Raw genomic sequence first — 26,842 nt, forward strand, 5'->3', positions numbered from 1 at the left:
TCCGTATGACGATCACACGGCGCAATCTCGACGGCTACGGGACACCGCCTATTGAATGGGACGGTGTCAAGGCCGTCATGGACAGCCAATTGTCGCAGGCTCCGGGAACCGGAGGCCCGCACCGGCACACCACCTGGCTGACCAGCATCAATCCCGACGGCAGCCCGCACGTGATGCCGGTGGGCGTGCAACCGGCGAACGGCACCTGGTATTTCACCTCCGGTCCGGCCACCCGCAAGTCCCGCAACCTGGCCCGCGATTCCCGCTGCACCATCAGCGTCGCCACCGAGCCATTCGATCTCGTCATCGAAGGAGTCGCCGAACGCGTCACCGATCGGGACGAATTATCCCGCTTGGCAGAAATCTTCGCCGCAGACGGCTGGCCTGCGGAGGTGGACGGCGATGCGCTCACCGCGCCGTTCAGCGCGCCGTCGGCGGGTCCGGCGCCGTGGCATCTGTACCGGGTGCGACCGTCCACAGTGTTCGCGCTGGGAACATCCGAGCCATTCGGCGCGACCAAGTTCGAATTGGGTTGAGTGGGATCGTTTCCGCGTCGATATCGGGTTGCGTCCTGCGACCGAGAGCATGGTCAGGATGGGTATGGGTTCCAAAGCCGCACTGGTCACCGTGTTCGGCGTGGTCGTACTGGCCGGCGCCGTGCCGGCGCATCCGGCCACGCCGTCGTGGAGTGGCAAATTCTCGCTGGTGCGGTACGCCGCCGACAAAACCGGCACCAGCGCCGCCGCCGGCCAGGCCGAACCCACATTCAGCGCCGACTATGTCTTTTCCACCGTGTGTTCCGCGGCCTCCTGTGTCGCGACCGCGAACAACGGCCCCACGCCCAGCAATCCGACGATCTCGGTGCCGTCGCATTACACCTGGGACGGGTCTCGATGGGTTGAGCGTTTCGATTTCCAATGGGATTGCTATATGGGAGAGGGGCTTTCGAAAGTATGGGCGCCCGCGAAGTCGTGGGCGTACTACACCCCGCAGTCCGACGGCTCGTTGCGCGGCACCTGGCACACCGACATCACCGGCGGGCCGTGCCAAGGCAGCCTCGAGATGCCGGTGGCAGCGTTTCGTGTCTGAGCGGTCCGCGCAACGAGACGCCGCCGCACGGGTTTTGTGCGGCGGCGAACCGGGTTGCGGGATCAGGTGGTGGTGACGTACTGCGGGCAGTACGCGTTAGCGGCGTCGACGGCGAAGGTGTTGGCGCCTTTGGTGCTCAGACCGGTCCGTTGGGCCACACCGGCGATCACCTGCTTGCTGGACTGGCCGGCGTCGAGTGCGCTGCACACGGCGTGGGCCTCGCTGATGGCGCGCGCGTTGCTGGGCGGAGTGATTCCGTCGGCCTTGATCTGCGCGATGAACGCGTCGTCGACCGTGCCCGCGCCAGCGGTGCCGGCCAGTCCGAGGGCGGCCAGGCCGAGCGTGGCGGCGGTCAGGGTGGTGCCGGCCAGGGAAGCGGTGAAACGACGAGTGAACATTGGTGTCTCCGTGTTGCTGAGGTGGTGGTGAACGCTGTTTGCGTTGACCCAAGCCTCATGCGCACGGCTTGTGAATTTCTCAATGGATTCTTGATGAACCGGTGATCAGAGTCCTTGCGCCATGAGCCAGCCGTACATTCTCTCGGCCACCGCCCGCCAGCCGCGCTCCAGCATCATGTCGTGCGCCATGTTCGGGAAGATCTCCACTTCGGCGCCGTAATGCGATGCGGTGGAGAGGATTTCATTCGATGTGACAATCGCGTCGTGCTCGGCGCCCAGCACCAGCATGGGGACACGGCGCACGCGGTCGGTGTCGACGAGATCAAGCATCAGCATGTCCAGAAAAGCGCGATAAGACTCGTCTTGCAGCCGCTGTTGATATGAACTGACCTCCGCGTCCGGCATGGACGCGGAGAAGAACAATTCTCTGGCCAGTGCCGGCGTGGCAACCAGCGGTCCCAGGCGGAGTTCGGCGTTGACCCTGGCGAACACCAGCGGGTGGCGACGCGCAATACGCATGGTCCCTCGTCGCACCCCTCGGGGTGGAATCGATGCCAGCAGGATCGCACCGGCGGGGTCGTACCGGTCCAGGCAGTGCTGTACCACGAAGCCGCCCATCGAATGACCGATCAGCACCGGCGCGGTGGGCAGTTGCGCCGCCGTTGCTGCGACGTCGCCGGCGTAGTCGCTGATGCCGGTCCGCCGCAGACGTTCACCGCCCGGACTTCCGCCGTGGCCGCGCAGGCTCACTGCGACGCAGCGGTACCCGCGGCCCGCGAAGAAATCCAGGAAGTGCTCGTCCCAGCACCATGCTGCGTGCCACGCGCCGTGCACGAAGAGCAGCGGTACCGGATGCTCGCCGGTGCACTCACCCTTGACGACGGCTTCGAGCACGCGTCTGTCAACCGGCGGCGTTGGGCCGCAACGGCGGACAGGCGCCCCCATAGTCGGATGCCAACTCGAAATGCCAGATCTCGTTCGCATAGATCTGGCACAGCCCGTATGCCGATCCGTTGCGGATCAGCCAGTAGTCCGCGTCCGTGGGCCCGACATCGACCGCCCTGCCGATCACATGCTTGGAGGTCTCCGGGGAGGCCACGTACTGGCTGGCGATGGCGGCGCTGCCGTAGTGCGTGACGGCGTCGTCGAACAGTTGCCGCTGAAACTCCGGTGACCGCCATCCCGACGTCAAGCCCAAGGCGATGCCGTCGGTCTTGGCGCCGCGTGCGGCCTGTTGAATCGCGCCGAGCAGTGCCGGGTCGAGCCGGTTCACCGCCGGGTCGGCAAGGTCGAAGGTGCTCAGCTCCTGGCCATCGGGCACCCAACCGCCGGCTGTGTCGTCATTGCCCGGCGCGGCTGCGGCCGGTGTGGTCGGTGCGAAAGCGGCCAGCGTCACGCCCGCCACCATCAGAAGCCATTTACCCGTCATCGCCTTGTACCTTGGCGATTCCGGTCTGATGCGTCAAGCCGAACCGACCCCTCACGCGGCCAAAACCGTCGTCACCAGCGGCTTCAGCGTCTCGAACAGCGGCTGGCGGTCGCGCAGGTAGAAGTGGCCGCCGCGCAGGATCTGCACCGAAAAGTCCGCGGTGGTGCGCGAACGCCATTCACGCAGATCGGATTCGCTCACCAGCGGGTCCTCGCTGCCACCGAACACATGAATCGGGCAGGGCAGTTCCGCGGTGTCCTCCTCCTGGTCGGTCATGCACAGCCGTAGGTCATGCCGAGTGGTGCTTACGGCCCGCTCATGCAGCGTGGGCCACCTGGTCAGACCGGTGGGCCACCCGCCCAGGTCGGAGAACAGCGTCACCAGCTGCTGGTCGTCAAGTCCGTCCACCAGGTGCAGCGGCGGCGGAAGGTGCGGCGGGGCGTAAGCGGACAGGAACACCGCGCGCGGCAGGTTGGCCCCTGCCGCCGCCCGCACTGACGCCAGCCGGTAGGCGAGCAGGGCGCCGAAGCTGTGGCCGAAGAACATGTGCGGTTCGTCGAGGAAGGGGCGAAGCTGCTCGTTGACCTCCTCGACAAGGTGGCGCATCGTGTCGAAGCGCTCGCGGTTGGCGATCTCCACGGGCACCACCTCGACGGCGGGCGCGAGGGCCTTCTGCCAGGCTTTGAATGTCAACCCACCGCCGCCGGCGTGGTGGAAGCAAAACATCCTCATGATCGTCGCCTTCTTCTCGTGGCTGGTGAGATCCACGATCAGCGATGCGACTTGACGGATCCTTGGCGGATTCTTGGGGCATTCTTGCGGTCTGGGTTCGCCCCCGCCTCAACGATGGAAGAAGCCGGAGTACCCGCTCAGCGTGCCGGGGTATTCGTTGAGATTCCCGACACCGGAGTTGCGGAAACCGCTGTTGAAGAAGCCCGAATTCTGGAAGCCGATCCCGTTGTTCACGGTGTTGAAGAAACCGGAGCCACGGTCGCTGGAATTTCCGACACCCGAGCCGCCGAAGCCCGTGTTCGAGAAACCTGAGGTATTCGGGGCGACATTCCACGCGCCCGAGGTCTCCTCGCCCTGGTTCGACACGCCCGAGGAATCGTCGCTGTGATTGAAGAAGCCGGAGGTGCCGACGCCGGTGTTGCCGAAGCCCGAGCTGACGCCGGGACCGTTGCTCGAGCTGCCGAACCCGGTGTTGACGTTTCCCGAGTTGAAGCCGCCGGTGTTGATATCTCCGGAGTTGCCGAACCCGGTGTTTCTCAGGCCGGCGTTGGAGAAACCGCTGTTGCCCTCGCCGGAGTTGAAAAAGCCGGTGTGCCAGCGGCCCGAATTGAACGAACCGGTGATCTGCCCGGCCAGGTCGTCGCGGGTGGCGGAGTTGAAGAAGCCCGTGGTGTAGCGAGCGGAGTTGAACGCACCGGTGGTTTCACTGGCCGAGTTTCCGATGCCGGTGGCTTCCAGGTCGGAGTTCCAAAATCCGGTGCAGGTACCACCGGTGGTTTGAAAACCTGTGTTGTTCGTCCCGGAAATCTCGAAGCCGACGTTGTTAAAGCCCGAATTGAAGATGCCGACGTTGTTGTTACCGGAGTTGAAGAATCCGATGTTGCCGTTCCCGGAATTGCCGAAACCGATGTTTCCGCTGCCGGTGTCCAGGCCGCCAATGCCGATCTGATGGTCGCCGGTCAGGCCGATTCCGATGTTCCCTTTACCGGTGTTGCCGAAGCCGATATTGCCGTTGCCGGTGTTTCCGAAACCCCAGTTGTGATCGCCGGTATTGCCTGAGCCGCGATTGAAGCTGCCGGTGTTGGCGCTACCGATGTTGGAGTTGCCGTCTCCGTTCGCGATGCCGACGTTCCCGAAACCGATGTTGCCGTTGCCCCTGTTCCCGCCACCGGTGTTCGCGTCGCCCTTGTTGCCGAAGCCGACATTCTGGTTGCCGGTGTCGCCACCACCGAGATTGCCGGTGCCGGTGTTGCCCCCGCCCGCATTCGAGGCGCCGCTGTTGCCGCCGCCGACATTGGACGTCCCGGTGTTACCGCCACCGATGTTCGTGTTTCCAGTGTTTCCCCCGCCGACATTGGAGTTGCCGAGGTTCCCATTGCCCAGGTTGGTGGCGCCGTCGTTGCCGTTGCCGACGTTGTTGATTCCGGTGTTGCCGACTCCCAGGTTCGCGTCGAAGAGATCCCCGAGACCCAGCGCGCCGGCGACCTGTCCGCGCAGGCCGCGCAGGGCCTGTTGCCAGGGCGCCAGCGCCGCGACCGCGGATGCGGCACCGGCATGGTATTCGGCCATCGCCGCCACGTCCTGGGCTCACATCTGTTCGTACCGGCCTTCAACGGCGGCGATGGCGTGGGCGTTCTGGCCGAACAGATTGGACATTACCAGTTGCACGATGCGAGAGCGGTTGAGCGCCACAGCGATTGGCGGGACGGTGGCCGCTTTGGCGGCTTCGAACACACTCGCCACCGTCCGTGCCCGCGCCGCCGCGTCGGCGGCCTGGGCCGCGGATGCGGCGAGCCAACCCGTACAGGGTGCGGCCGCGGTGGCCATCGCGCCAGCAGCCGGACCCTGCTACGCGTTACCGGTCAACCCGGCCGTCACAGAACTGAAGGACGACGCTGCCGCCTCGAGCTCGCAGGCCAGGCCGTCCCAGGCGACCGAGGCAGCCAGCAAGGGTTGCGGTCCCGCGCCGATGAACATCCGGGCAGAGTTGACTTCCGTTGGTAACGCACAAAAGTTGGCCAGCATCGCCTCTCCTGGGTCCGTCTCGAGCCGGGGTGCACAATCCCGAAAGCTCAATGACGAGGTCAGAGTAGACGTTTGCGGTCGATTGCCGGTGTGGAATCAGTGAGACTGCCCCACAGCAATCTCAAGTTAGAACGCGGTACCCGTTTGTCGTACACCACCCCTTCGAGCCGACGTTTCGGGCCGAACTGACGGCGCGCTACGCCACTCCCGAGCTTCCCGCCGAACATGCGCCTGCGATCCGGGTGGTGACCTCGGGTGACCCGGTCCGTCAGGCAGTGAGCCTTCGCCGTACCTCGCGGGTGACGTCGAGGTGCTCTTGCACCGTGGCGAGGTCGGCCTCGAGAGTGGTGGTGTCGGGCATGGTCGCCGCGGTTGCGTAGCGCGCGACAGCGGCTTCGATGGACTCGACCGCGGTCGTGACGGTGGCCAGCAACTCTTCCCGGTGAGCCGGCGGAAGCTGTGCGATCGCGACGAGGTGGTCGTCGAGGTCGACCGCCATCTGCTCCAGGTCGGCGCGCAGCACCACGGTTGTTCCGGTGTCGATCGCGTTGACGGCGTATAAGGCACGCATTGCGTCACGCAGTCTGCGGTGCAGTCGGGCTTCGGGATCGTGCGATACGGCCCACGACCGGGGCGCACGGGTGGTACGGCCCGGAATCAGCTGATTGGCGCCGCGGATGGCCCGCTGCTGGCGGCGGTGGACAATCGTCACGACCGCCACCGCCAAACCCATCAGCAGGGTTAGCGTCACGATCACCACTGCGGCGATGTCCATCGGCTACCTCCTGTGAATGTTCCGGCTCGGCGGGCTACTCGAATGATGGCCGTGTGCGCGGAAATACATCCAGATCGCGATCACGAGTATCGCGACCAGTACCGCACACGTGATGGCGATGGCCAGCTTGACCTTGCTCCACGGCCGGTCGCCGGCCACCTCCCCGGTGAGCCCGTTGATGGCGACCTGGAAGGGGCGGTTGCTGTACATCACGGTCAGCAGCCAGATCGGTAGCAGGATGTGCTTGAAACCCAGGTAGTTCCATGTCGTTCGCAATTGATGGATGCGCTGGCGGTCGCCGCCGATGTCGGAGCGCACCGTCCGCTCGACGGCCTGCTCCATCTCCTGCTGCGCCTCGGGCAGCGCCTGCTCGGCGTCTTTGTCGTAGGTGCGGCATAGGTGGCCCGCGACGAACTCCGGGGAGTATGCGCGGGCCTGCTCGACGGGCCATGGTTCGAGCTGTTTGATCCGCTTGCGGTTGAGGTTCTCACTGTCGTTGGCCAGCACCGGCAGGTCGGCGAAGACGTTGTTGACCTGGCCGGACACCCGGTACCACGAGGTGCGCGTCTCGTAGATGGGGTCGCCGTCGCTGTCGGTGCCGACCCGGACTTCGTAGTCCTCGCCGCGCTCGCCCTGGTACCAGGTGTCGGTGTTGGCGTCGTAGGTGAAATAGGCCGTGTACAAGCTGGAGAAGGCGCCGATCTCGCGGTACCTCTTGAAGTCGGTCGGCGCGAACCAGCGCTTGGTGACCCACTTTTCGATGAGCTGGCGGGCCTGCTTCTCATCGATGCGAAAGGGCACCACGCCGTCCACCGGCAATCGCGCCGGAGCGTTGTGCACGTCGTCGCGCTGGATCGGCGTCGCGCAGTAGGGACACTTGGTGGAGGTCAGGCTTCCCGCGAATTCCGTTATGCCGCCGCAGTTTTGGCATTTGACCTCGCGCATTCCGGATACATTCGGGCCCTGCTGCGTGTGTTGCGCCTGTCGCAGTTGTTGCATCGCGCCGCGCAATTCGCGTGATCTGACGGGGGTGTTCGGTGCGGTGACGTCGTAGTAATTGCCGCAGTTGGGGCAGCGCATCTTCTGGCTGGCGATGTCGAAGTTGAGCTGGCCGCCGCAGGACGCGCACGGGTAGGTGAGCGTGCGCTCGGTTTGGTGGAACATCGCGGGGCCGGCGGGCGCTCCGGCGAAGGGGCGCACCGGCGGCGGGGCCGCCGGAGGCGGCGGAGCCTGCCGGGGCGGCAGCGGCGGCGGGCCTGCCTGGGGACGCGGAAGCGGCGGGGGACCTGCGGGCCGCGGCGGCAAGGGTGGCGGGCCAGCTTGCCGGGGCGGCAGCGGCGGCGGCTGGTGTGGCGCACGCGGGCCGCCCGCCGGATCGCGCGGGTGGTAACTCATTGCTGCGGAAGCGGTGGCGGCGTGCCGGGCAGCGGAGGCGGTGTACTGAACAGCGATTGCAGCGCCGGCACGCTCGACGCCGGCGCCCAGTTCGCCATTCCTTCGGTCCACACGACGGTGTCACGGGTCAACTGCCCGCTGGCAACGAATTGCCGCAGCGCGTTGATCGGGTAGGGACCGGCAGGCTGACCGCCCTGGTCGAAATGGAACAGCTGCTGGGTGGGCAACGGCGGCGGCGCCCCCTGCACCGGCTGTTGACTGGCCGCGAATTGTTGCGGCTGGGCCTGTGGTTGAGCAGCGTTGGCCATCTGAGCGCCCAGCGCGACGCCCAGCCCGGCCTGGATGGCCGAGCCGGCGGCACCGCCACCTTCGTTTTGGGCGGCGGCCAGCATCGCATCGGCCCGGCGGGCCTGTTCGTAGCGGTTGAGATCGCCCACGTTGTTCAGGAAACCGCTCTCTTCCAGGCCGCGCGCGACGCCGCGGGTCATCGCCTGCTGAATCTCCTCCGGCAGCGAGATCGTCATCGTGACGGCGTCGATCCCCAGGCCGAAGGCCTGCACGCGCTGGGCGACGAACTCGCGTAGCTTGTCGGACAACTCCACCTGGCGGCCCTGCAGGTCGATCGCACCCAGGCCGCTGCCCATGACCATGTCGTTGAAGGCCAGGGCGATGTTGCGACGGATCAACTCGGTGACCTGGTCCATGTCGACCACGCTCTGGGTGCCCAGCACCTGTCGCAGGAAAACGGTGGGGTCGGTCACCCGCACCACGGTGGTGCCATTGGCCCGTACCTGCACCATCTTGAAGTCCGGGTCCCGTACTGTTACGGGTTGCGGTGTGCCCCAACGCAAGTCGGGATACGGCCGGGTGTTGACGAAGTAGACCTCGGAGCGGAACGGACTGTTGAACCCGTACTTCCAACCCTGCAACGTCCCCAGGATCGGCATGTTCTCACTGGTCAGCGTGTAATGCCCGGGAGTGAACTGGTCTGCCAGCTGTCCGCGGTAGACGAACATGGCGCGCTGGCCCTCTCGGACGATCAGCTGAGCCCCGTTCTTGATCTCGTTGTCGTATCGCGGGAATCGCCACGCCAGCGTCGTGTTGGTGTCGTCGAGCCACTCGATGATGTCGACGAATTCGCCCCGGATCATGTCTCGCATGCCCATGGTCTTTGGTCCCCTCCTCGGCGCCGCGCAGCGAGCCTGATCTTCGAATATCCTGGCGAATCTTACGCGGCAACCGTGGTGTTGAGATGGCCGTTGCCGCACAGCCTTGCTCCGCCGAAGCGCGGTGTGACGACAAGGTTCCCCGAGCGTTCTTGGAGGATTCTTGGAGCCGTAACCGCTAGGGTTCGCACGCGACGTTTCGGATCAGGGCCGCCGTGCGCAGCGGCTGTTCGATCATGACGAGGTGACCCGACGGGGCGACGGTGACGTGTTCGGCGCCCAGCGTGTGAGCCAACTCGATCTGCTGGGCCCGCCAGCGACGGGTGCGCCAGCCCGTGTGCGCTGTGACCACCATGCGCCGCACCGGCGGCAGTGCGTAACGGGCCCGCAACGTGCACACTTGCGCCGCGAGCTGGCGATAGCAGGCGTATTCGGCGAACAGTTCCGTCACGAACACGGGATCGTCAGCCGCACGACGTATTTCAGCAACGGTCTGTGCGTCAAGTCCGCTCGGGCGACGTCGTTGCACGAGCGCCAGGCCAACCCGTCCCAGGGGTTGGGCGAGGTGCAGCTCGGTCAGCAGCAGAGCAACCATATGGGCGGCGACGAGCTTGACGCGCAGCGGCAGCGCGAGCCGGCCGAGGTCGGCGGCGATGCTGGAATCGAGGAGCAGCAGGGCCCGGGTTCGGTGCGGATGCAGTCGCGCAAATGCTTCGGCGTAGAAGCCGCCGACCGAATGCCCGACCACCACGGCGCCCTGCGCAAGCCCGACGGCGTCCAGGACACCCCGGATCCGATCGGCCTCGTCCCGCACGGTGGGACTGCCCGACCGGCGCGTCACCGGTGTGCCGGGGCGGTCGAATCGCACCACGGTGTGATCGCGGGCAAGGTCCGCCACGGTGTCCGCCCAGTGCAGTGCTCGACCGCCCAGGCCGCTGCTCAACACCACCACCGGACCTGTGCCTCCGTCGACCAGGATCCGCACTCGATACCCGCCGATTTCCACATCGGTGGTCCGGCTCACCGGCCGGTACCGCTTCGCACCCGAGCGGTGCGAACGGCCACGTAGATCAGCCATCCGGCGAACGCCGCCAGCTCGGCGCGTTGGGCGACTCCCACCATGCCGACGGCATCGGTGTGGTCGATCAGGATGGCGACACCGGTCCAAATCGAGGTCCCGGCCAGCGCCGCCAACATGAACAGTCCGGTGCGGCGGATCGGGGCCGGTGCGCATTCGCGGAAATCGGTGATGGCGAAAGCCAACAGCGACGCGAGTGCAGCGGCGAGCGCCAGCCCGCTGCTCAGCCAGTGCAGCTGGTGACTCAACGGCACCGCCCCGGAAGCCTCACGCGCTGCGCAGGCCGCGTTCGAACTCGGCGCACAGACCAGCGTCCACACCGTGCTGTCCAAGGCGGTCGCAAGGGCGAAGACCCCCAGCGCCGACCATCCTGCCTTGCTCCACCGTCCGCCCTGCCCGCTTAGCAGGGCGGCGGCGGTGGCCACGACGAGGACCACCGCGGTGGCTTGATCGCAGCCCCTGAACCACTCGCCATACGGTTGATCTGCGGCGGAGAGTTCACTGATGTACAGGTCCGGGTCGGGCAGCGTGCGGGTGAAGGCGATTTCGAGGAGCCAGTTGGAGTACAGCACCGCACCGACAGCCGCTCCGGCGACGGCGACCCATCGAAGCGTGCGCAGCCGCTGGTAGCCGATGCCGGCCACGGAGTCGGATCGCGGCTGCACTGCCATAAGGCCATCATGCCGTGCGTCACACCGGGACGGGGCTGCGGAACCTTCGGGCGTGCCGCGGACCCAACCGCGGCGCTACGCCAGGTCTGAGGCGATGTCGGCCGAGGCGTCGTCCGCGTACTGACGGACACCGGTCTGCAGGGCCTTGCGCATCGTCTCCGGCCGGTGTTCGTAGGGTGCGGTCGCGTCGATGAATCGCTGCACCACCTCGACGAAGCGGTCCGGGTGATCTCCGTGCGGCATATGTCCGGACTGCTCGAAGATCTCCAGGCGGGAGCCGGGGATCTGTTGGTGGGCCAGCCGTGCGTGGCTCGCCGGGATGATCAGGTCGTCCTCGCCCCAGATGATCTGCACCGGGAGGTCGTGCATCAAGTAGGTCCGGTCCAGCATCGTGACGAACTGGCCGCGGGTGTCGACCACAGCGCGCAGCGTGCGTGCGAACGCCTCCACGGCACCGGGTTTGCGCAACCCACCGACCAGGCGCGGCAGGCTGGCCAGATCGCGGGTGAATCGGGTGGAGCCCACCACGTTTCCGACCGCGCGGCTGACCAGTCCCAGGGCGGGGACCGCACCGGGCACTCGCAGCGCCGAAAGCATCTCAGCGCCCATCGGCATGGCCGCCAAGCGCAATGCCATGCTCACGTCCTCGGTCACGCCGCCGGCGCTCACCAGCACGACGCGTTCCACGAATTGTGGATACTGGTAGGCGAACTGGGCCGCCAGGCCGCCGCCGAGCGAGTGCCCGACGAGCGTGACCCGGTCGATTTCCAGGGCGGTCAGCAGGTCGCGCAGCCCGTTGGCGAAAGCCGCCAGCGAGTAGTCGGCGCGCGGCTTGTCCGACTCGCCGTGACCGAGCATGTCCGGGGCGATGACGGTGAACCGCTGAGCAAGCTTGGCGTGCACCGGCTCCCACGTGGTGGAGCTGTCTCCGACGCCGTGCAGGAGCACGACGACGGGACCCGAACCGGCGATACGGAATGCGCGACGGTGTCCGTGGATGGTGCGGAACTGCAGCGCCGGTGCGGCGACGTCGCGTACTGGCCGCAGGTGGCGGTGTGAACGGTTCGTCATGGTCTCGTCCCCTCTGAGTGCGTCTCCACCGCCGAAGCGGGGCATTGCGGAGAAGCTTGCCGGCGGGCTCTTGGAGGATTCTTGAAGAGCCGAAGGCCCTGCTAATTGACCCGGGTCAGGGTGAATGTGTCGTGCTGATTGGCAACGCCGCACGGCGCCGGGGTTTCCAGGTAGTTCACTTCGCCGGTCAGGTTGCGCGCGTCCCAGGTCTGACGCACGACCACCGGATAGGTGCCGCCACCGAAGAGTGATTCGCCGACCGGGTACAGGGGGCATGTGACACCGTCCGGGACCGTTCTGGTCACGATGTAGCTTCCGTTGATCAGAGCTGCGGTGAAACCGTGGCCCGGCGACGTCGTCACGTAGGCAAGGCAGCCGTGCGCGCAGTCAGTCCTGATGAGCCACGTTGTCGCGTGGCCGTTTTCGTCTGAGTAGCGGTAAGTACCGTCCAGCACGGGTGCGTCGGACCACGCCAGGGGTGCTGCGCCCAGCGCGGCGCCGAATACTATGGCGATCGTCGCTAGGGCCGTTTGTATTCGCATGTTGCCGCCTTGAGTCGAATTGGTGCTGGTGAAAACCGCAGCTATGTCTGGATATAGCGGCGGGTTACAGACCGGATCGCGACGGGTCGGCGGCATCGGGAATGCGCGCCAGTCGCATTCAACTCAGCCCGTGCGAGACGGGCCTGACTAATCACGCCCTCCGGTCCACGGCCGTTCTGTCGTAGCGTTCGCTTTGTCCTCTGCCACAGCGCTTTACGCGCTCGCCGGTGTGCTAAGCGACCACCATAGAAAGGGTTGAGGACAGGGCGATTCAGCGATAGCCCGACAATCAGGTCCCTCTCGACGTCGCCGGCGGACGCGCCGGCACGGGTTGACCGCCGCGAGCATGACGCCTGCCGTGTGACCCTCCAAGCCTGTTGACCAGCGCATTCATTGTCTGTGCCAAAAACGTTCAACAGTGACGGCGCACAGTTCCCGGATCCGGCGGTCGGTCTAGCAAGAGGGTTGAACAGTGGCTTTTGTCATCGCGGCTCCAGAGATTCTCACTGCTGCGGCGGCCGATCTGGCCAGGATAGGGTCCACTGTCACTGCGGCAAACGCGGCAACGGCGGTACCGTCGACCGGGTTGGCTGCCGCGGCCGCCGACGAGGTGTCACAGGCGATCGCGGCGCTGTTCGGAGCCCACGGCGAGGCCTATCAGGCTGTCAGTCAACGAGTTTCAGGGTTTCACGACAGGTTTGTGCAACTTCTGACGGCCGGGGCTAACGCCTACGGAAGCGCGGAGGCCGCTAACGCGTCGCCGCTTGAAGCGGTGTTGGACGCGATCAACGCACCTTCGGTCGCCGTCGCAGGACGTGCGCTGATCGCCGACGGCGCGGATGCGACGACCGCCGGGGGCAACGGGCAGGCCGGCGGCTGGTTGTTCGGCGACGGCGGCCGGGGCGCCGACGGCACGGCGGGTCAAAATGGTGGCAATGGCGGCCAGGCGGGCTTGCTCGGTAACGGTGGTGCAGGCGGTAAGGGCGGGTTGAGTACCGGTGACGGCCCCGGCGGTAGGGGTGGGACCGGCGGGGCGGCCGGCCTGATCGGCAACGGCGGCGCCGGTGGTGCCGGAGGAACCGGCGCGTTCCTCACCCGTGGTGGTGCGGGCGGCGACGGCGGGGCCGGCGGCACCCTGTATGGCACCGGTGGCACCGGGGGATACGGGTCCCCGTTCTCGTTGGGCGGGGTGGGTGGCAAGGGCGGATCCGCGGGCCTGATCGGCAACGGGGGTACCGGCGGCCTCGGTGGCCTAGGCGTGGCCGGCGGCGACGGTGGGGACGCCGGGCACTGGTATGGCAACGGCGGCGACGGCGGGCAGGGGGGCGCCGGCCAATATCTCAACCCCAACCCCGGTGGTCTGTTCGACTTCCCGGTCAGCCCCGGCCAGGGCGGCCACGGCGGCAATTCGTATCTGTTCGGCAACGGGGGCAACGGCGGACAAGGCGGAACGGGCTGGGCCGGCGCCGATGGAGTCAACCCGGTGGTAACGGTCCAGCAACCGGCGGGGGCACCCGGAGCCGACTACGGCACCCAGGAGCAACTCGTCCTCTACCCGCAGCATCCGCCGGGCAACGGTGTCGACGGTGCGGCGGGCGACCGGTGGACCAACGGCGGTAACGGCGGCAACGGTGGCACCGTGTGGGCGAACACCACGCACGTCGTGGCCGGCGGTAACGGCGGTAACGGCGGCGATGGTGCAAACGGCGGCAACGGCGGGGCCGGGGGCTGGGCTCACAACGGCGGGCCGGCGTACGGCGGCAACGGGGGCAACGGGGGCAACGCCATCGTCGCCGGCGGTGCGGGCGGCAGTGGTGGGTCCGGCGGCGCAGCCTTGGACATCGAATCCTACGCAGGGCTCGGAGGTGACGGCGGCAACGGCGCCAACGGTGTCGGCGCCCGCTACCACGGCGGCAACGGTGGGATTGGCGGCGACGGCGGGTACGCCGGTCTGATCTTTGGCAACGGCGGCCACGGTGGTGCCGGCGGGGCGGGCGGCGTCGGCGGTTCCGGTGCTGCCGGCGGGGGTGGTGGTGTCGGCGGGGCGGGCGGTGCCGCGACCGCCAACTATCTGGCTCAGGGGTATCCCGCCGGGGACAACCCGGTGTCGGGCGGAACCGGCGGTGCCGGAGGTGATGGTGGGGACGGCAACACCGGAGGTAATGGGGGCGCTGGCGGGCACGGAGGTAACGGAGCGGCCTTCATCGGTTGGGGTGGTGATGGAGGGCCAGCGGGCATCGGGGGTGCCGGAGGCGCGGGAGGCGCCGGGGGATCCGGCGGCAACGGCGGCCACGGCGGTGACGCGATCGACGATTCGTGGCTCGGCGGGACGGATCTGCGCCCCGGCGCCGGTGGCGCCGGAGGGACAGGCGGCGCTGGTGGCGACGGCGGGAACGGCGGTCAGGCCGGAGTCGCCGGCGCCGGCGGCACAGGCGGAGTGATCGGCGGGGCCGGGAACGGGGGCGGTATCGGTGCGGCCGGTCTGAGCGGTGCCCGCGGCACCCACGGAACCGATGGTGACTACGGGACCGACGGGAGCGTTCACCATGTGACGTGGCAGCAATGAGCGCCGTCAATACCATTGAGCCACAAGAGGAATTTGATCCGCTGCGGGAGCGTGCCCGCTTGACTCCCGTCGGCCGGCTGCTGCAAGCGGGCCGGCTGATTCCCGCTACGGGCAGTAAGCCGACACCGCCGCGCTGACAGCGGCGGTGGCGTCCTGGTAGCTCGCATTTCTGAACTTGGTCTGGACGACCTTGGCCAGCTCGTCCGGGGTGCAACCCTGACTGCGGTCAGCGCAGATTGCGTGGCCGAGCGCGATCATCGTGTCTTTATCGCCGGTGAAGCCCAGCTTGCCCATCGAGCTAGGTATGCATCATCGTCTGCGAGGGCAATCCCGCTACTGAGCGAAAAAGCCGTGGCAACGATGGCAGGGATACACAGCAGGCGCAGTCCGCGAAGCGACAACATGTCCGCCTCCGTCTGTCGGTAGGGGTTTGCGACCAGCACAGTAATGGGGTCCACCAGACCGCAGTGCGTGGCGAACGACTGAAGTTGGTCCTCACGCGCAGCATCGGGCGGTGCGTCGCACGACCTTCGCCCTTCGCCACGCGCTCCGGTGCGGGCGGCGTCCGTTGCGCCGCGCTGCGGGTACCGACGGTCAACCCCGCTCGCCGGGTTGACGCGAATTTCGTTGCTGCTCAGTACGTTTCGAAGTCTTCGGATGCCAAGGCTCACGCAGCGTTGGGATCGGCTACCTGGACGTCCGGCGATACGTCGCCCACCCGGGTCGCGGTGAACGGGATGACGATCGGGGCGCACGGCGCCTCCAACTGGGTACTCACTCCCACGAACGTTCCGTCCGGTTTCACCTGAAAAGACAGCGTTTCGGTGCCCTGCTTCATGGCGTTGTTGCAGGTGAACATCTTCCACCGGGTCGCCACCCACTGTCCGCGGTTCTCGTGGAAAACGAGCGCTCCTTCCTCGGGCGGCTGCAGCCACGTCGGACCGATCGAGGTGTCCCATGCCGTCGCGACGCATCCAGCGGGCGGGCACGCGGAGCGCATCGCGATCAGCGTGGAATGGGAGCCGGTCGGTTTCGGTACGCCATCGATCGTCTGCTTGCTCCCGTCGAAGTCGAACCGGTAGGTGCCGTCAGCTAATGCTGACGCCGAGGCGACCGGCATCGCCAACGTGACGACCAGCGCGAGGCTGAAGGCGATAGTGGCCGCTAGAAGTACGCGAAACAGGGTCATGATGTCGGCTCTCAGTCACTTGCCCGGACATTAATCGTGAGCGGGCGGGCAAACTTTTGCAAGGGGGAAAGCGGCCCGTGGGCCGGCCCGGGACCGGCTCGAACGCGAGAATCCGCTACCCACAACCGTTTTGATGGGGTGCGACGCGACCAGCCGTCGGCTTCCGTATTGTCGGTTTGTGCTGATCGGAGTGTTGTTCGCCCTGGCGTGCTCGGTGTGTTATGGGACGGCGTCGGTGTTACAGGCCGCGGCCGCCCGGTCGGTGGAAGCCGGCAGCGGTTCGGGTGTTGACGCAGTCCTGCTGATGCGCGCCCTACGGAAGTGGCGCTACCTGCTGGGCGTCGCTCTCGATGGCCTCGGCTTCGCCTTTCAGGTCGTGGCGCTGCGGTTGGTGCCCATTTACGTGGTCGCCGCCGCGTTGGCCGCCTCGATCGCCGTGACCGCCGTCGTGGCTGCATGGCTGCTGTCGACACGCCTGTCGCGAGCCGAATGGACGGCGGTGGGCGTGGTGTGCGCGGGGCTGGCGATGCTCGGAATCGCGGCCGGACCGGAGGGCGAAGCGCACGGCCCGGCGGGCCTGGGTTGGGCGCTGTTGGGTGTCGTCGCGGTGGTGTTCATCGCCGGTGCCGTTGCCGGTCGGCTGCCCGACCGTCCGCGCGCCCTTGCCCTTGGACTGAGCGCCGGCACCGGCTTCGGCCTCGTCGAGGTCGGCGTCAATCTGATCGATTCGATCGATCCCACCAAGGCCGCCTTCTACGGCAATCCCGCACTGTACGCCAGCATCGCCGGCGGCATCGCGGGTTTTCTCCTGCTTACCTCCGCCTTGCACCGGGGATCGGTGACCACGGCAGTCGCCGGGATGGTGGTGGGCGAAACCGTTCTGCCGGCGCTCATCGGCGTTGCGTGGCTCGGTGACCAGACTCGGGACGGGCTGGGCTGGATGGTGGCCGCAGGCTTGGCCATTGCCGTCGCGGCTGCGCTGGTGTTGGCGCGATTCGGCGAAACACCTGTTGCCGAAGCGGTTTAGGTGTGGGAATCCGGATGAGCCGCATCCTCGATATTCCCATCGCCGGCGGGCCCTATGCGTTGACCGCTGGATCCGACGGTGCGATGTGGGTGACGCTGGTGCACAGCGGCGAGATCGCCCGGGTGACCGACGACGGTGGCCTTGACGTGTATCCGGTTGCGCCGGACAGCAAGCCGTCGATCGTCGTCGCCGGACCGGACGGCGCGTTGTGGTTCACCCGGGCCGGCGACGACCGGATCGGGCGGATCACCACCGACGGCGAGCTGTCTGAGTTCGAAATGCTCTGTGGCAGGGCACCATTCGGTCTCGCCGCAGGTCCGGACGGGGCGCTGTGGTTCACGGCGATGACGTCGGGCGTGCTGGGCCGCATCGATGTCGACGGGATCGTCACGGACGTGGCGTTCCCGGGCGGCGCGCCCTCGATGATCACTGCGGGGCCCGACGGCGCGCTGTGGTTCACGCTGAATCAGGCCAACGCGATCGGCAGGTTGAAGCCCCCGGCCGACCTGACGGTGCGCGATGTGCCCACGCCGCGCGCCGGGCCCGTCGGCATCGCCGCTACGCACGACGACGCGGTGTGGTTCACCGAGATTCTGGCCGGAAAGCTCGGCCGCATCCCGGTCGACGACGCCCTCCAGGAACTCGAGCTGCCCGGCAAACCCCATGCGGTGGTTGCCGATCCCCTGGGTGGCGTGTGGGTGAGTTTGTGGGGCTCCGACCAGATCGCCCGCGTCAGCGCTGACGGTGAGGTCTCATTGATCGACCTGCCGGCAGGCAGTGAGCCGCATGGCCTGGCGATCGGACCCGACGGCGCGTTGTGGGCGGCGCTGGAAGCCGGATATGTGATGCGATTTCCCACCGTGTGAGGCGACTTGGTGGCAAAGTGCCCCCGGCAGGATTCGAACCTGCGGCCTTCTGCTCCGGAGGCAGACGCTCTATCCCCTGAGCTACGGGGGCGCACTAGCGGAACGCTGCGCCATTGGGCCCCGCCAGACTAGCGCATCCCGGTGACCACCCGAGCACCGGCAATGGATTCGGGGCGCGGGCACCCCAGCCAATAGGATGGACGCTCGTGACCCCCGCCGACCTCGCTGAGCTGCTCAAAATCACCGCTGCCGCGGTGCTTGCCGAGCATGGCCTCGACGTGTCCGCGTTGCCGCAGACGGTCACCGTGGAGCGTCCGCGCAATCCCGAACACGGCGATTATGCCTCCAACCTGGCCCTGCAACTGGGCAAGAAGGTCGGCGCAAACCCGCGTGAGCTGGCCGGATGGCTTGCCGAGGCGCTGACCCGGGCCGATGGCATCGCCTCGGCTGAGGTGGCCGGTCCCGGCTTTATCAACCTGCGTCTGGAGACCTCGGCGCAGGCCAAGATCGTCAACAGCGTCATCGATGCCGGCGACACGTTCGGCCACTCGCAAGTGCTGGCAGGCCAGAAGGTCAACCTCGAGTTCGTCTCGGCCAATCCCACCGGACCAATCCACATCGGCGGCACCCGGTGGGCCGCCGTGGGCGACGCCCTGGGCCGGCTGCTCACCACGCAGGGCGCCGACGTGGTCCGCGAGTACTACTTCAACGACCACGGGGCACAGATCGACCGGTTCGCCAACTCCCTGGTCGCCGCGGCCAAGGGCGAGCCGACTCCCGGGGACGGCTATGCCGGCACCTACATCAACGAGATCACCGCACAGGTGCTGCAGAAGGCGCCCGAGGCGTTGAGCCTGCCCGACGCCGAGATGCACGAGACCTTCCGTGAGATCGGCGTCGATCTGATGTTCGCCCACATCAAGGAGTCGCTGCACGAGTTCGGCACCGATTTCGACGTGTACACCCACGAAGATTCGATGCACACCAGCGGACGCGTCGAGCAGGCCATCGAACGGCTGCGCGGCACCGGCAATGTCTATGAGAAGGACGGTGCAACCTGGTTGCGCACCAGCGCTTTCGGTGATGACAAAGACCGCGTGGTGATCAAGAGCGACGGCAAGCCCGCCTACATCGCCGGCGACCTTGCCTACTACCTGGACAAGCGCCAACGCGGTTTCGATCTGTGCATCTACATGCTGGGCGCCGACCATCACGGCTACATCGCCCGCCTGAAGGCCGCCGCGGCAGCGTTCGGCGAAGACCCGGACACCGTCGAGGTGCTGATCGGGCAGATGGTCAACCTGGTCCGCGACGGCCAGCCGGTCAAGATGAGCAAGCGGGCGGGCACCGTCATCACGCTGGACGACCTGGTCGAGGCCATCGGCGTCGACGCGGCACGCTACAGCCTGATCCGCTCGTCGGTGGACACCCCGATCGATATCGATCTGGCGTTGTGGTCCTCGGCCTCCAACGAAAACCCGGTCTATTACGTGCAGTACGCGCATGCCCGGCTCTCGGCGCTGGCGCGCAATGCCGCCGAACTCGGCCTCATCGCCGATACGGGTCACCTCGAATTGCTCAGCCACGACAAAGAAGGCACGCTGCTGCGCACCATCAGCGAGTTCCCGCGGGTGCTCAAGGCTGCGGCGGCACTGCGTGAACCGCACCGCATCTGCCGCTACCTGGAAGACCTGGCCGGTGACTACCACCGGTTCTACGACGCCTGCCGCATCCTGCCGCAGGGCGACGAACAACCTACCAACCTGAACGCCGCGCGGTTGGCGCTGTGCCAGGCCACCCGCCAGGTGGTCGCCAACGGCCTTGGCATCCTCGGAGTCAGTGCCCCGGAGAGAATGTGAACGTCCACCCCGCCGGACCCCGGCACGCCGAGGAAACCCGGCCCGTGAGCAGCCCGGCGCGCCCGCAGTCGGCCGAGGAGCTGTTGCGGCTGGCGCCGAATGTGTGGCCGCGCAACACTATTCGTGACGAAGACGGCATTGCCTCCATCGCCGGGGTCAAACTGACCGATCTCGCCCGTGACTACGGTACGCCGTTGTTCGTCATCGACGAGGACGACTTCCGCTCCCGCTGCCAGGAGACAGCCACGGCGTTCGGTGGCGGCGCGAACGTGCACTACGCCGCGAAAGCGTTCCTGTGCAGTGAAATTGCGCGTTGGATCGAGCAGGAGGGTCTGTCGCTGGACGTATGCACCGGCGGCGAGCTGTCCGTAGCCCTGCACGCCGACTTCCCGCCCGACCGAATCACGTTGCACGGCAACAACAAATCCGTCAACGAACTGACCGCGGCGGTGAAGGCCGGTGTCGGCCACGTGGTCCTGGATTCGATGGTTGAGATCGAGCGCCTCGACGCGGTCGCCGGTGAAGCCGGTGTCGTGCAGGACGTGCTGGTCCGGCTCACCGTCGGTGTCGAGGCACATACCCACGAGTTCATCTCCACCGCACATGAAGACCAGAAGTTCGGGTTGTCGGTGGCCAGTGGCGCGGCGATGGCGGCGGTGCGGCGGGTGTTCGCCGCCGGCAATCTCCGGCTGGTGGGCCTGCACAGCCACATCGGTTCGCAGATCTTCGACGTCGCCGGGTTCGAGATCGCCGCGCACCGCGTCATCGGGCTGTTGCGCGACATCGTCGCCGAATTCGGTGTCGAGAAAACCGCGCAGGTTTCCACGGTGGATCTCGGTGGCGGTCTGGGGATCTCGTACCTGGCATCCGATGACCCGCCGCCGATCGCTGAACTAGCGGACAAACTGAGCGCCATCGTGCACAACGAGTCAGCTGCCGTCGGGCTTCCCACGCCCAGGCTGGTCGTGGAACCCGGTCGGGCCATCGCCGGGCCGGGCACCATCACGCTCTACGAGGTCGGCACGGTCAAGGACGTCGACGTGAGCGCGACCGCGCACCGTCGGTATGTCAGCGTCGACGGCGGCATGAGCGACAACATCCGGACCGCACTCTATGACGCGCAATACGACGTACGCCTGGTCTCCCGGCTCAGCGATGCGCCGGCCACCGCGGCACGTTTGGTCGGCAAGCACTGCGAGACCGGCGACATCATCGTGCGCGACGCGTGGGTGCCCGACGACGTGGGACCGGGTGACCTGGTGGCCGTCGCGGCGACCGGCGCCTACTGCTATTCCCTGTCGAGTCGTTACAACATGGTCTGCCGTCCCGCGGTGGTGGCCGTGGCAGCGGGCGAGTCCCGCTTGATCCTGCGCCGCGAAACGGTCGACGATCTGCTGAGTCTGGAAGTGAGGTGACCGTGCCAGATAACGACAAGGACGACAAGGTGGTCGGCGTAGCGGTGCTCGGGTTGGGGGTCGTCGGCAGCGAAGTCGTGCGCATCATCAACGAGAGTGCCGAGGATCTGGCCGGCCGCATCGGCGCCCCGCTGGTGTTGCGCGGCGTCGGGGTACGCCGCCTCGGGGGCGACCGTGGCGTACCGCTCGAACTGCTCACCGACGATATCGAGGAGCTCGTCTGCCGCGACGACGTCGACATCGTGGTAGAGGTGATGGGTCCGGTCGAACCGGCGCGCAAGGCCATCCTTTCCGCTCTCGCCCACGGCAAGTCGGTCGTGACGGCGAACAAAGCCCTGATGTCCATCGCCAGCGGCGAACTCGCCGCCGTCGCCGAAAGGGAGGCCGTCGACCTGTACTTCGAGGCGGCGGTCGCCGGAGCGATCCCGGTCATCCGCCCGCTCACCCAGTCACTGGCCGGCGACACCGTGCTGCGGGTGGCCGGCATCGTCAACGGCACCACCAACTACATCCTGTCCGAGATGGGTAGCACCGGAGCCGATTACCAACAAGCGCTGGCCGACGCGAGCGCGCTGGGTTACGCCGAAGCCGATCCCACCGCCGACGTCGAGGGATATGACGCCGCAGCCAAGGCGGCGATCCTGGCGTCCATCGCCTTCCATACCCCGGTCACCGCCGACGACGTCTACCGCGAGGGCATCACCAAGATCACCCCGGAGGACTTCGAGTCCGCCAAATCGCTGGGCTGCACCATCAAGCTGCTTTCCATCTGCGAGCGCATCACGACCGACGAAGGGCAGCAACGGGTTTCGGCTCGGGTATATCCCGCGCTGGTGCCCCTGACGCATCCGCTCGCCTCAGTCAACGGCGCGTTCAACGCGGTGGTGGTGGAGGCCGCGGCGGCCGGGCGGCTGATGTTCTACGGCCAGGGCGCCGGTGGTGCGCCCACCGCGTCGGCCGTCACCGGCGACCTGGTGATGGCGGCGCGCAACCGGGTGCTCGGCAGCCGCGGGCCGCGCGAGTCCCGCTACGCTCGGCTTCCCGTGGCGCCCATGGGATTCATCGAAACCCGCTATTACGTCAGCATGAACGTCGCCGACAAGCCCGGCGTGTTGTCCGCGGTGGCGGCCGAATTCGGCAAACGCGAAGTGAGCATCGCCGAGGTACGTCAGGAAGGCGTCGTCGACGAGGAAGGGCAACGGGTGGGCGCCAGGATCGTGGTGGTCACCCACCGGGCGACCGACGCCGCGCTGTCGGAAACCGTTGACGCACTGTCCGACCTGGACGTCGTGCAGAGCGTGGAAAGCGTGCTGCGCCTGGAAGGTACCGACGAATGAGCGCCCCCCGTACGGCGGTCCACCAACCCTGGCCGGGCCTGATCGCGGCCTACCGGGACCGGTTGCCGGTGGGTGACGACTGGACCCCGGTGACTCTGTTCGAGGGTGGCACCCCGTTGATACCGGCACCGCGACTTTCCGAGAGAACCGGCTGCACAATCCATCTCAAGGTCGAAGGTCTCAACCCGACCGGCTCCTTCAAGGACCGCGGCATGACGATGGCCGTCACCGACGCACTCGCGCGTGGTCAGCAGGCGGTGCTGTGCGCGTCCACGGGCAACACGTCGGCGTCGGCTGCAGCCTACGCCGCACGGGCCGGTATCACCTGTGCGGTGCTGATCCCGCAGGGCAAGATCGCGATGGGCAAGCTGGCGCAGGCGGTCATGCACGGCGCCAAGATCATCCAGATCGACGGCAATTTCGACGACTGTCTGGAACTGGCCCGCAAAATGACCAACGACTTCCCGACGATCTCGCTGGTCAACTCCGTGAACCCGGTCCGCATCGAGGGCCAGAAGACGGCAGCGTTCGAGATCGTCGACGCACTGGGCACCGCACCGGACGTGCACGCACTTCCCGTCGGCAACGCCGGAAACATTACGGCCTACTGGCGTGGCTACACCGAGTATCACCGCGACGGAATCATCGACAAACTGCCGCGCATGCTGGGCACCCAGGCGGCCGGCGCGGCGCCCCTGGTGCTCGGTGAGCCGGTACCCCACCCCGAAACCATCGCGACGGCGATCCGTATCGGCGCTCCCGCGTCGTGGACCGCCGCGGTCGAGGCGCAGCAGCAGTCCGCAGGACGCTTCCTGGCCGCCACCGACGAGGAGATCCTCGAGGCGTACCACCTGGTGGCCAGCGCCGAGGGCGTCTTCGTCGAGCCGGCCTCGGCGGCCAGCATCGCCGGCCTGCTCAAATCCGTCGAAGATGGTTGGGTGGCGCGCGGGTCGACCGTGGTCTGCACAGTCACCGGCAACGGGCTGAAGGATCCCGACACCGCGCTGCGTGACATGCCGCAGGTGTCCGCGGTGCCCGTCGACCCCGTCCTCGTCGTCGAGCAGCTGGGGTTGGGATAGTGAAGCCCGGTTCGGCCGGCCCGGTTCTGCCCGCGGGGCTGGTGGCCAGCGCCGTGGTGTCGGCTTCGAGCGCCAACCTCGGTCCCGGCTTCGACAGCCTGGGTCTGGCTTTGCGGCTCTGCGATGAAATCGTAGTCGAGACAATGGATTCCGGCCTGGAGGTGCTGGTCGACGGCGAAGGCGCCGGCCAGGTACCGCTTGGACCGGAGCATCTGGTGGTGCGGGCGATCCAGCGCGGGCTGCAGGCGACCGGGGTCCGTGCCGCCGGGCTGAGGGTGCAATGTCGCAACGACATTCCGCACTCCCGCGGTCTCGGCTCCTCCGCGGCGGCTGCGGTCAGCGGGCTCGCCGTCGTAAATGGCCTTGTCGCGCAAACGGATTCGGCTCCGCTCGGCGAGAACCGGCTGATTCAGCTGGCATCGGAGTTCGAAGGTCACCCGGACAACGCTTCGGCCGCGGTGCTCGGTGGTGCTGTGGTTTCCTGGGCGGACGACAGCAAGGGCTGCCCGGAATACTCCGCGGTGCGGCTGTGCCTGCATCCCGACATCCACCTGTTCGCAGCGATACCCGAGGAGCGGTCCTCCACCGCGGAGACCCGGGTCCTGCTGCCCGCTCACGTCAGCCACCGGGACGCGCGCTTCAACATCAGCCGCGCCGCATTGCTCGTCGTCGCACTGACTCAGCGGCCCGATCTGCTGATGGCGGCCACCGAAGACGTCCTGCATCAACCGCAGCGTGCACCGGCGATGCCCTCCTCGGCGGAATATTTGCGGCTGCTGCGGCGTCATAGCATTGCGGCAACGCTTTCCGGGGCTGGTCCTTCGCTTATCGCGTTGAGCACCGAGCCGGAGTTGCCTGCTGAAGCGGTCGAGTACGGAACCGCGAATGGATTCATCATCAGGAAGATGACGGTTGGCGAAGGAGTTCGCTGGAAGCCCGGCGTAACCGTTGCCGGTTGATCCACGGCGTGGCGGCGGGGTTTGCTTGCTTCCGGCCAGGAAGCGGGCTATCCTCGGACCCGTCCAGCAATTGCAGCTCTGCTCTGCACAAACTGCCTTGACGCTGAGACAACCACCAATTCTTCTCGTGAACGCGGTTCGCTGTTTCGTCGCCGATCCTGGCGATCACCGTTTCAGAGTCGATTATTGGGCGCACTCAGCAATTGCCTGAATGCTTGACCTGATGCAGGAATCCCCGTTTGACATGATCAGCGGGGCAAGAAAGGAAATCCGTGACTGATACGGACCTCATCACGGCTGGCGAAAGCACCGACGCCGACAAGGTGTCGCACTCCGTGACCTCAGACGCTGCCGATGTTTCGGACGTCAAATCCAATGCACCCGCCAGCTCGCTAGCCACCATGGTGCTGCCCGAATTGCGCGCACTGGCTAATCAAGTCGGCGTCAAGGGGACGTCGGGCATGCGGAAGAACGAACTGATCGCCGCCATCGAGCAGAGCCGGGGGCAGGCCAACGGCAAGTCCTCCGGTGACGCCGCGCCGCAGGAATCGGCCAAAGCCGACGCGCCGGCGCAGGGCGACAGCCTTCAGCAAGCGGCGCCTGCCCAGGAGCCTCCGGCGGCTCAGACCCCGGCCCCCGAGGCCGCTGCTCCCGAGGCGCAGCACGCTACCGAGACTCCGCGCCGGGAACGACGCAGCGCCTCCCGGCAGGCGGGAACGGCCAGCGCCGACACCGCCGAAAACACCGGCGAAGCCACCAAAGAAGCCGCCAAAGAGCATGGTCAGGATAAAGGCGAACGCGGCCAGGGCGAGCGGCGCCAAGCCAAGAGCGAGGAGCGCTCCGCAGACTCCGGCAACGACCAGAGCAGCGACCAGCAAGGCGGCGGCCAGCAACGCAGCGGTGGCGGCGACGACGACGGTGACGGGCGTGGGGGCCGGCGGGGACGCCGCTTCCGCGACCGCAGGCGTCGTGGTGAGCGCACCGGCGAGGCCGGTGAAGCCGAACTTCGTGAAGACGACGTCGTACAACCGGTAGCCGGCATCCTCGACGTCCTGGACAACTACGCCTTCGTCCGCACCTCCGGCTACCTGGCCGGTCCGCACGACGTCTACGTGTCCATGAACATGGTGCGCAAGAACGGGTTGCGCCGCGGCGACGCGGTGACCGGGGCGGTTCGGGTGCCCCGAGAAGGAGAAGCGGGAGACAAAAATCCGCGGCAGAAGTTCAACCCGCTGGTGCGGCTGGACAGCGTCAACGGCGGACCGGTCGAAGACGCCAAGAGGCGGCCCGAATTCCAAAAGTTGACGCCGCTGTATCCCAATCAGCGGCTACGGCTGGAAACCACGCCCGACCGGCTGACCACCCGCGTCATCGACCTGATCATGCCGATCGGCAAGGGTCAGCGTGCGCTGATCGTGTCACCGCCCAAGGCCGGCAAGACGACCATCCTGCAGGACATCGCCAATGCGATTACCCGCAACAACCCCGAATGCCACCTGATGGTCGTACTCGTCGACGAGCGACCCGAGGAGGTCACCGACATGACGCGCTCGGTCAAGGGCGAGGTCATCGCCTCGACCTTCGACCGGCCGCCCTCAGATCACACCTCGGTCGCCGAACTGGCCATCGAGCGTGCCAAGCGATTGGTGGAGCAGGGCAAGGACGTCGTGGTGCTGCTCGACTCGATCACCCGGCTGGGCCGCGCCTACAACAACGCCTCACCGGCGTCGGGCCGGATTCTGTCCGGTGGTGTGGACTCGACGGCGCTGTATCCGCCCAAGCGATTCCTGGGCGCGGCGCGCAACATCGAGGAAGGCGGGTCGCTGACCATCATCGCCACGGCGATGGTCGAGACCGGTTCCACCGGTGACACCGTCATCTTCGAAGAGTTCAAGGGCACCGGCAACGCCGAGCTCAAGTTGGACCGCAAGATCGCCGAGCGGCGGGTGTTCCCCGCGGTCGACGTCAACCCCTCGGGTACCCGTAAGGACGAGTTGCTGCTCTCACCCGACGAGTTCGGCATCGTGCACAAGCTTCGCCGGGTGCTGTCGGGTCTGGACTCGCACCAGGCGATCGACCTGCTGATGTCGCAGTTGCGCAAGACGAAGACCAACTACGAATTCCTCGTCCAGGTGTCCAAGACGACACCGGGAAACATGGACAACGACTGATTC

24 protein-coding genes, 1 tRNA gene and 1 pseudogene are annotated in these 26,842 nt (G+C 66.9%); 11 read left to right on the forward strand and 15 right to left on the reverse strand.

Translation table 11 applies throughout. From position 1 onward, the window contains the following. The first annotated feature begins 5 nt into the window (after positions 1-5). Together ACX9NE_RS06865 and ACX9NE_RS06870 are read left to right on the forward strand one after the other, a co-directional pair. Complete coding sequence (locus tag ACX9NE_RS06865) at positions 6-536, forward strand: pyridoxamine 5'-phosphate oxidase family protein (protein WP_459360944.1); 531 nt, start codon at positions 6-8, stop codon at positions 534-536. Between the two features lie 64 nt (positions 537-600). Beyond that, positions 601-1,089: an Rv2253 family sensor-like surface protein gene (locus tag ACX9NE_RS06870; protein ID WP_459361112.1), complete on the forward strand. Its 489-nt coding sequence runs from the start codon at positions 601-603 to the stop codon at positions 1,087-1,089. 62 nt (positions 1,090-1,151) lie between these two features. On the opposite strand, the gene ACX9NE_RS06875 is transcribed toward ACX9NE_RS06870, so the two are convergent. The 12 genes and pseudogenes from ACX9NE_RS06875 to ACX9NE_RS06930 all read right to left on the reverse strand — a co-directional run bounded on the left by ACX9NE_RS06875 (position 1,152) and on the right by ACX9NE_RS06930 (position 12,371). Next, on the reverse strand, positions 1,152-1,487 hold the full coding sequence (locus tag ACX9NE_RS06875) for a DUF732 domain-containing protein (protein ID WP_459360945.1): 336 nt from the start codon (positions 1,485-1,487) through the stop codon (positions 1,152-1,154). A gap of 105 nt (positions 1,488-1,592) precedes the next feature. Continuing rightward, on the reverse strand, positions 1,593-2,381 hold the full coding sequence (locus tag ACX9NE_RS06880) for an alpha/beta hydrolase (RefSeq protein ID WP_459360946.1): 789 nt from the start codon (positions 2,379-2,381) through the stop codon (positions 1,593-1,595). Positions 2,382-2,388: 7 nt separating this feature from the next. Then, on the reverse strand, positions 2,389-2,916 hold the full coding sequence (locus ACX9NE_RS06885) for a M15 family metallopeptidase (RefSeq protein ID WP_459360947.1): 528 nt from the start codon (positions 2,914-2,916) through the stop codon (positions 2,389-2,391). A gap of 51 nt (positions 2,917-2,967) precedes the next feature. Then, on the reverse strand, positions 2,968-3,684 hold the full coding sequence (locus ACX9NE_RS06890; protein WP_459360948.1) for a thioesterase II family protein: 717 nt from the start codon (positions 3,682-3,684) through the stop codon (positions 2,968-2,970). 72 nt (positions 3,685-3,756) lie between these two features. Next, positions 3,757-5,673, reverse strand: a pseudogene (locus ACX9NE_RS06895) (PPE domain-containing protein). A 268-nt stretch (positions 5,674-5,941) separates the two neighbouring features. Beyond that, positions 5,942-6,448 carry a hypothetical protein gene (locus tag ACX9NE_RS06900; RefSeq protein WP_459360950.1) on the reverse strand — a complete coding sequence of 169 codons (507 nt, stop codon included), beginning with the start codon at positions 6,446-6,448 and terminating at the stop codon, positions 5,942-5,944. A 3-nt stretch (positions 6,449-6,451) separates the two neighbouring features. Then, a complete protein-coding gene (locus tag ACX9NE_RS06905) occupies positions 6,452-7,843 on the reverse strand; it encodes a TFIIB-type zinc ribbon-containing protein (protein WP_459360951.1) in 1,392 nt (463 codons plus the stop codon). Next, positions 7,840-9,009 (reverse strand): SPFH domain-containing protein, encoded by a 1,170-nt coding sequence (locus tag ACX9NE_RS06910; RefSeq protein WP_459360952.1) that lies wholly within the window; start codon positions 9,007-9,009, stop codon positions 7,840-7,842. The genes ACX9NE_RS06905 and ACX9NE_RS06910 overlap by 4 nt, the downstream gene beginning before the upstream one ends. A 178-nt stretch (positions 9,010-9,187) precedes the next feature. Continuing rightward, positions 9,188-10,033, reverse strand: a complete 846-nt coding sequence (locus tag ACX9NE_RS06915) for an alpha/beta fold hydrolase (protein WP_459360953.1) — start codon at positions 10,031-10,033, stop codon at positions 9,188-9,190. Beyond that, positions 10,030-10,758, reverse strand: coding sequence for a DUF998 domain-containing protein (locus ACX9NE_RS06920; RefSeq protein WP_459360954.1), 729 nt, complete (start codon positions 10,756-10,758; stop codon positions 10,030-10,032). The genes ACX9NE_RS06915 and ACX9NE_RS06920 overlap by 4 nt, the downstream gene beginning before the upstream one ends. A 75-nt stretch (positions 10,759-10,833) precedes the next feature. Further along, a complete protein-coding gene (locus tag ACX9NE_RS06925; RefSeq protein WP_459360955.1) occupies positions 10,834-11,829 on the reverse strand; it encodes an alpha/beta fold hydrolase in 996 nt (331 codons plus the stop codon). Positions 11,830-11,930: 101 nt separating this feature from the next. Then, complete coding sequence (locus ACX9NE_RS06930) at positions 11,931-12,371, reverse strand: hypothetical protein (protein ID WP_459360956.1); 441 nt, start codon at positions 12,369-12,371, stop codon at positions 11,931-11,933. A gap of 472 nt (positions 12,372-12,843) precedes the next feature. Here ACX9NE_RS06930 and ACX9NE_RS06935 point away from each other — a divergent pair, with 472 nt between their 5' ends. Beyond that, positions 12,844-14,937 carry a PE family protein gene (locus ACX9NE_RS06935; RefSeq protein ID WP_459360957.1) on the forward strand — a complete coding sequence of 698 codons (2,094 nt, stop codon included), beginning with the start codon at positions 12,844-12,846 and terminating at the stop codon, positions 14,935-14,937. A gap of 105 nt (positions 14,938-15,042) precedes the next feature. On the opposite strand, the gene ACX9NE_RS06940 is transcribed toward ACX9NE_RS06935, so the two are convergent. Next, complete coding sequence (locus ACX9NE_RS06940) at positions 15,043-15,231, reverse strand: DUF732 domain-containing protein (RefSeq protein ID WP_459360958.1); 189 nt, start codon at positions 15,229-15,231, stop codon at positions 15,043-15,045. A gap of 373 nt (positions 15,232-15,604) precedes the next feature. Further along, positions 15,605-16,126 carry an Rv2253/PknI dimerization domain-containing protein gene (locus ACX9NE_RS06945; RefSeq protein WP_459360959.1) on the reverse strand — a complete coding sequence of 174 codons (522 nt, stop codon included), beginning with the start codon at positions 16,124-16,126 and terminating at the stop codon, positions 15,605-15,607. A gap of 133 nt (positions 16,127-16,259) precedes the next feature. Between ACX9NE_RS06945 and ACX9NE_RS06950 the strand changes: the two genes are divergently transcribed. Both ACX9NE_RS06950 and ACX9NE_RS06955 read left to right on the forward strand, forming a co-directional pair. Next, positions 16,260-17,153: a DMT family transporter gene (locus ACX9NE_RS06950; RefSeq protein ID WP_459360960.1), complete on the forward strand. Its 894-nt coding sequence runs from the start codon at positions 16,260-16,262 to the stop codon at positions 17,151-17,153. A 14-nt stretch (positions 17,154-17,167) separates the two neighbouring features. Next, positions 17,168-18,019 carry a virginiamycin B lyase family protein gene (locus ACX9NE_RS06955; RefSeq protein WP_459360961.1) on the forward strand — a complete coding sequence of 284 codons (852 nt, stop codon included), beginning with the start codon at positions 17,168-17,170 and terminating at the stop codon, positions 18,017-18,019. An 18-nt stretch (positions 18,020-18,037) separates the two neighbouring features. Here ACX9NE_RS06955 and ACX9NE_RS06960 read toward each other — a convergent pair. Further along, positions 18,038-18,110: transfer RNA gene (locus tag ACX9NE_RS06960), tRNA-Arg, on the reverse strand. A gap of 115 nt (positions 18,111-18,225) precedes the next feature. Here ACX9NE_RS06960 and argS point away from each other — a divergent pair. The 6 genes from argS to rho all read left to right on the forward strand — a co-directional run bounded on the left by argS (position 18,226) and on the right by rho (position 26,839). Further along, entirely contained in the window at positions 18,226-19,878 is a 1,653-nt protein-coding gene (argS, locus tag ACX9NE_RS06965) for an arginine--tRNA ligase (protein ID WP_459360962.1), read from the forward strand. A gap of 44 nt (positions 19,879-19,922) precedes the next feature. Further along, positions 19,923-21,293, forward strand: a complete 1,371-nt coding sequence (lysA, locus tag ACX9NE_RS06970; RefSeq protein WP_459360963.1) for a diaminopimelate decarboxylase — start codon at positions 19,923-19,925, stop codon at positions 21,291-21,293. A gap of 2 nt (positions 21,294-21,295) precedes the next feature. Beyond that, on the forward strand, positions 21,296-22,630 hold the full coding sequence (locus ACX9NE_RS06975; RefSeq protein WP_459360964.1) for a homoserine dehydrogenase: 1,335 nt from the start codon (positions 21,296-21,298) through the stop codon (positions 22,628-22,630). Continuing rightward, on the forward strand, positions 22,627-23,709 hold the full coding sequence (gene thrC / locus ACX9NE_RS06980; protein ID WP_459360965.1) for a threonine synthase: 1,083 nt from the start codon (positions 22,627-22,629) through the stop codon (positions 23,707-23,709). The genes ACX9NE_RS06975 and thrC overlap by 4 nt, the downstream gene beginning before the upstream one ends. Further along, positions 23,709-24,668, forward strand: a complete 960-nt coding sequence (gene thrB / locus ACX9NE_RS06985) for a homoserine kinase (protein ID WP_459360966.1) — start codon at positions 23,709-23,711, stop codon at positions 24,666-24,668. The genes thrC and thrB overlap by 1 nt, the downstream gene beginning before the upstream one ends. 272 nt (positions 24,669-24,940) lie before the next feature. Continuing rightward, on the forward strand, positions 24,941-26,839 hold the full coding sequence (gene rho, locus ACX9NE_RS06990) for a transcription termination factor Rho (RefSeq protein WP_459360967.1): 1,899 nt from the start codon (positions 24,941-24,943) through the stop codon (positions 26,837-26,839). The last annotated feature ends 3 nt before the right edge of the window (positions 26,840-26,842 follow it).

This window comes from Mycobacterium sp. ML4, from assembly GCF_054515735.1.

What these genes read in the sequence shown, in the direction of transcription:
- ACX9NE_RS06920 (WP_459360954.1), bottom strand. Translation starts at nt 10,758, where the DNA reads ATGGCAGTGCAGCCGCGATCCGACTCCGTGGCCGGCATCGGCTACCAG.
- ACX9NE_RS06870 (WP_459361112.1), top strand. Translation starts at nt 601, where the DNA reads ATGGGTTCCAAAGCCGCACTGGTCACCGTGTTCGGCGTGGTCGTACTG.
- ACX9NE_RS06945 (WP_459360959.1), bottom strand. Translation starts at nt 16,126, where the DNA reads ATGACCCTGTTTCGCGTACTTCTAGCGGCCACTATCGCCTTCAGCCTC.
- ACX9NE_RS06955 (WP_459360961.1), top strand. Translation starts at nt 17,168, where the DNA reads ATGAGCCGCATCCTCGATATTCCCATCGCCGGCGGGCCCTATGCGTTG.
- ACX9NE_RS06925 (WP_459360955.1), bottom strand. Translation starts at nt 11,829, where the DNA reads ATGACGAACCGTTCACACCGCCACCTGCGGCCAGTACGCGACGTCGCC.
- ACX9NE_RS06940 (WP_459360958.1), bottom strand. Translation starts at nt 15,231, where the DNA reads ATGGGCAAGCTGGGCTTCACCGGCGATAAAGACACGATGATCGCGCTC.
- ACX9NE_RS06910 (WP_459360952.1), bottom strand. Translation starts at nt 9,009, where the DNA reads ATGGGCATGCGAGACATGATCCGGGGCGAATTCGTCGACATCATCGAG.
- ACX9NE_RS06950 (WP_459360960.1), top strand. Translation starts at nt 16,260, where the DNA reads ATGGGGTGCGACGCGACCAGCCGTCGGCTTCCGTATTGTCGGTTTGTG.
- ACX9NE_RS06930 (WP_459360956.1), bottom strand. Translation starts at nt 12,371, where the DNA reads ATGCGAATACAAACGGCCCTAGCGACGATCGCCATAGTATTCGGCGCC.
- ACX9NE_RS06905 (WP_459360951.1), bottom strand. Translation starts at nt 7,843, where the DNA reads ATGAGTTACCACCCGCGCGATCCGGCGGGCGGCCCGCGTGCGCCACAC.
- ACX9NE_RS06900 (WP_459360950.1), bottom strand. Translation starts at nt 6,448, where the DNA reads ATGGACATCGCCGCAGTGGTGATCGTGACGCTAACCCTGCTGATGGGT.
- ACX9NE_RS06885 (WP_459360947.1), bottom strand. Translation starts at nt 2,916, where the DNA reads ATGACGGGTAAATGGCTTCTGATGGTGGCGGGCGTGACGCTGGCCGCT.
- thrC (WP_459360965.1), top strand. Translation starts at nt 22,627, where the DNA reads ATGAGCGCCCCCCGTACGGCGGTCCACCAACCCTGGCCGGGCCTGATC.
- ACX9NE_RS06865 (WP_459360944.1), top strand. Translation starts at nt 6, where the DNA reads ATGACGATCACACGGCGCAATCTCGACGGCTACGGGACACCGCCTATT.
- ACX9NE_RS06875 (WP_459360945.1), bottom strand. Translation starts at nt 1,487, where the DNA reads ATGTTCACTCGTCGTTTCACCGCTTCCCTGGCCGGCACCACCCTGACC.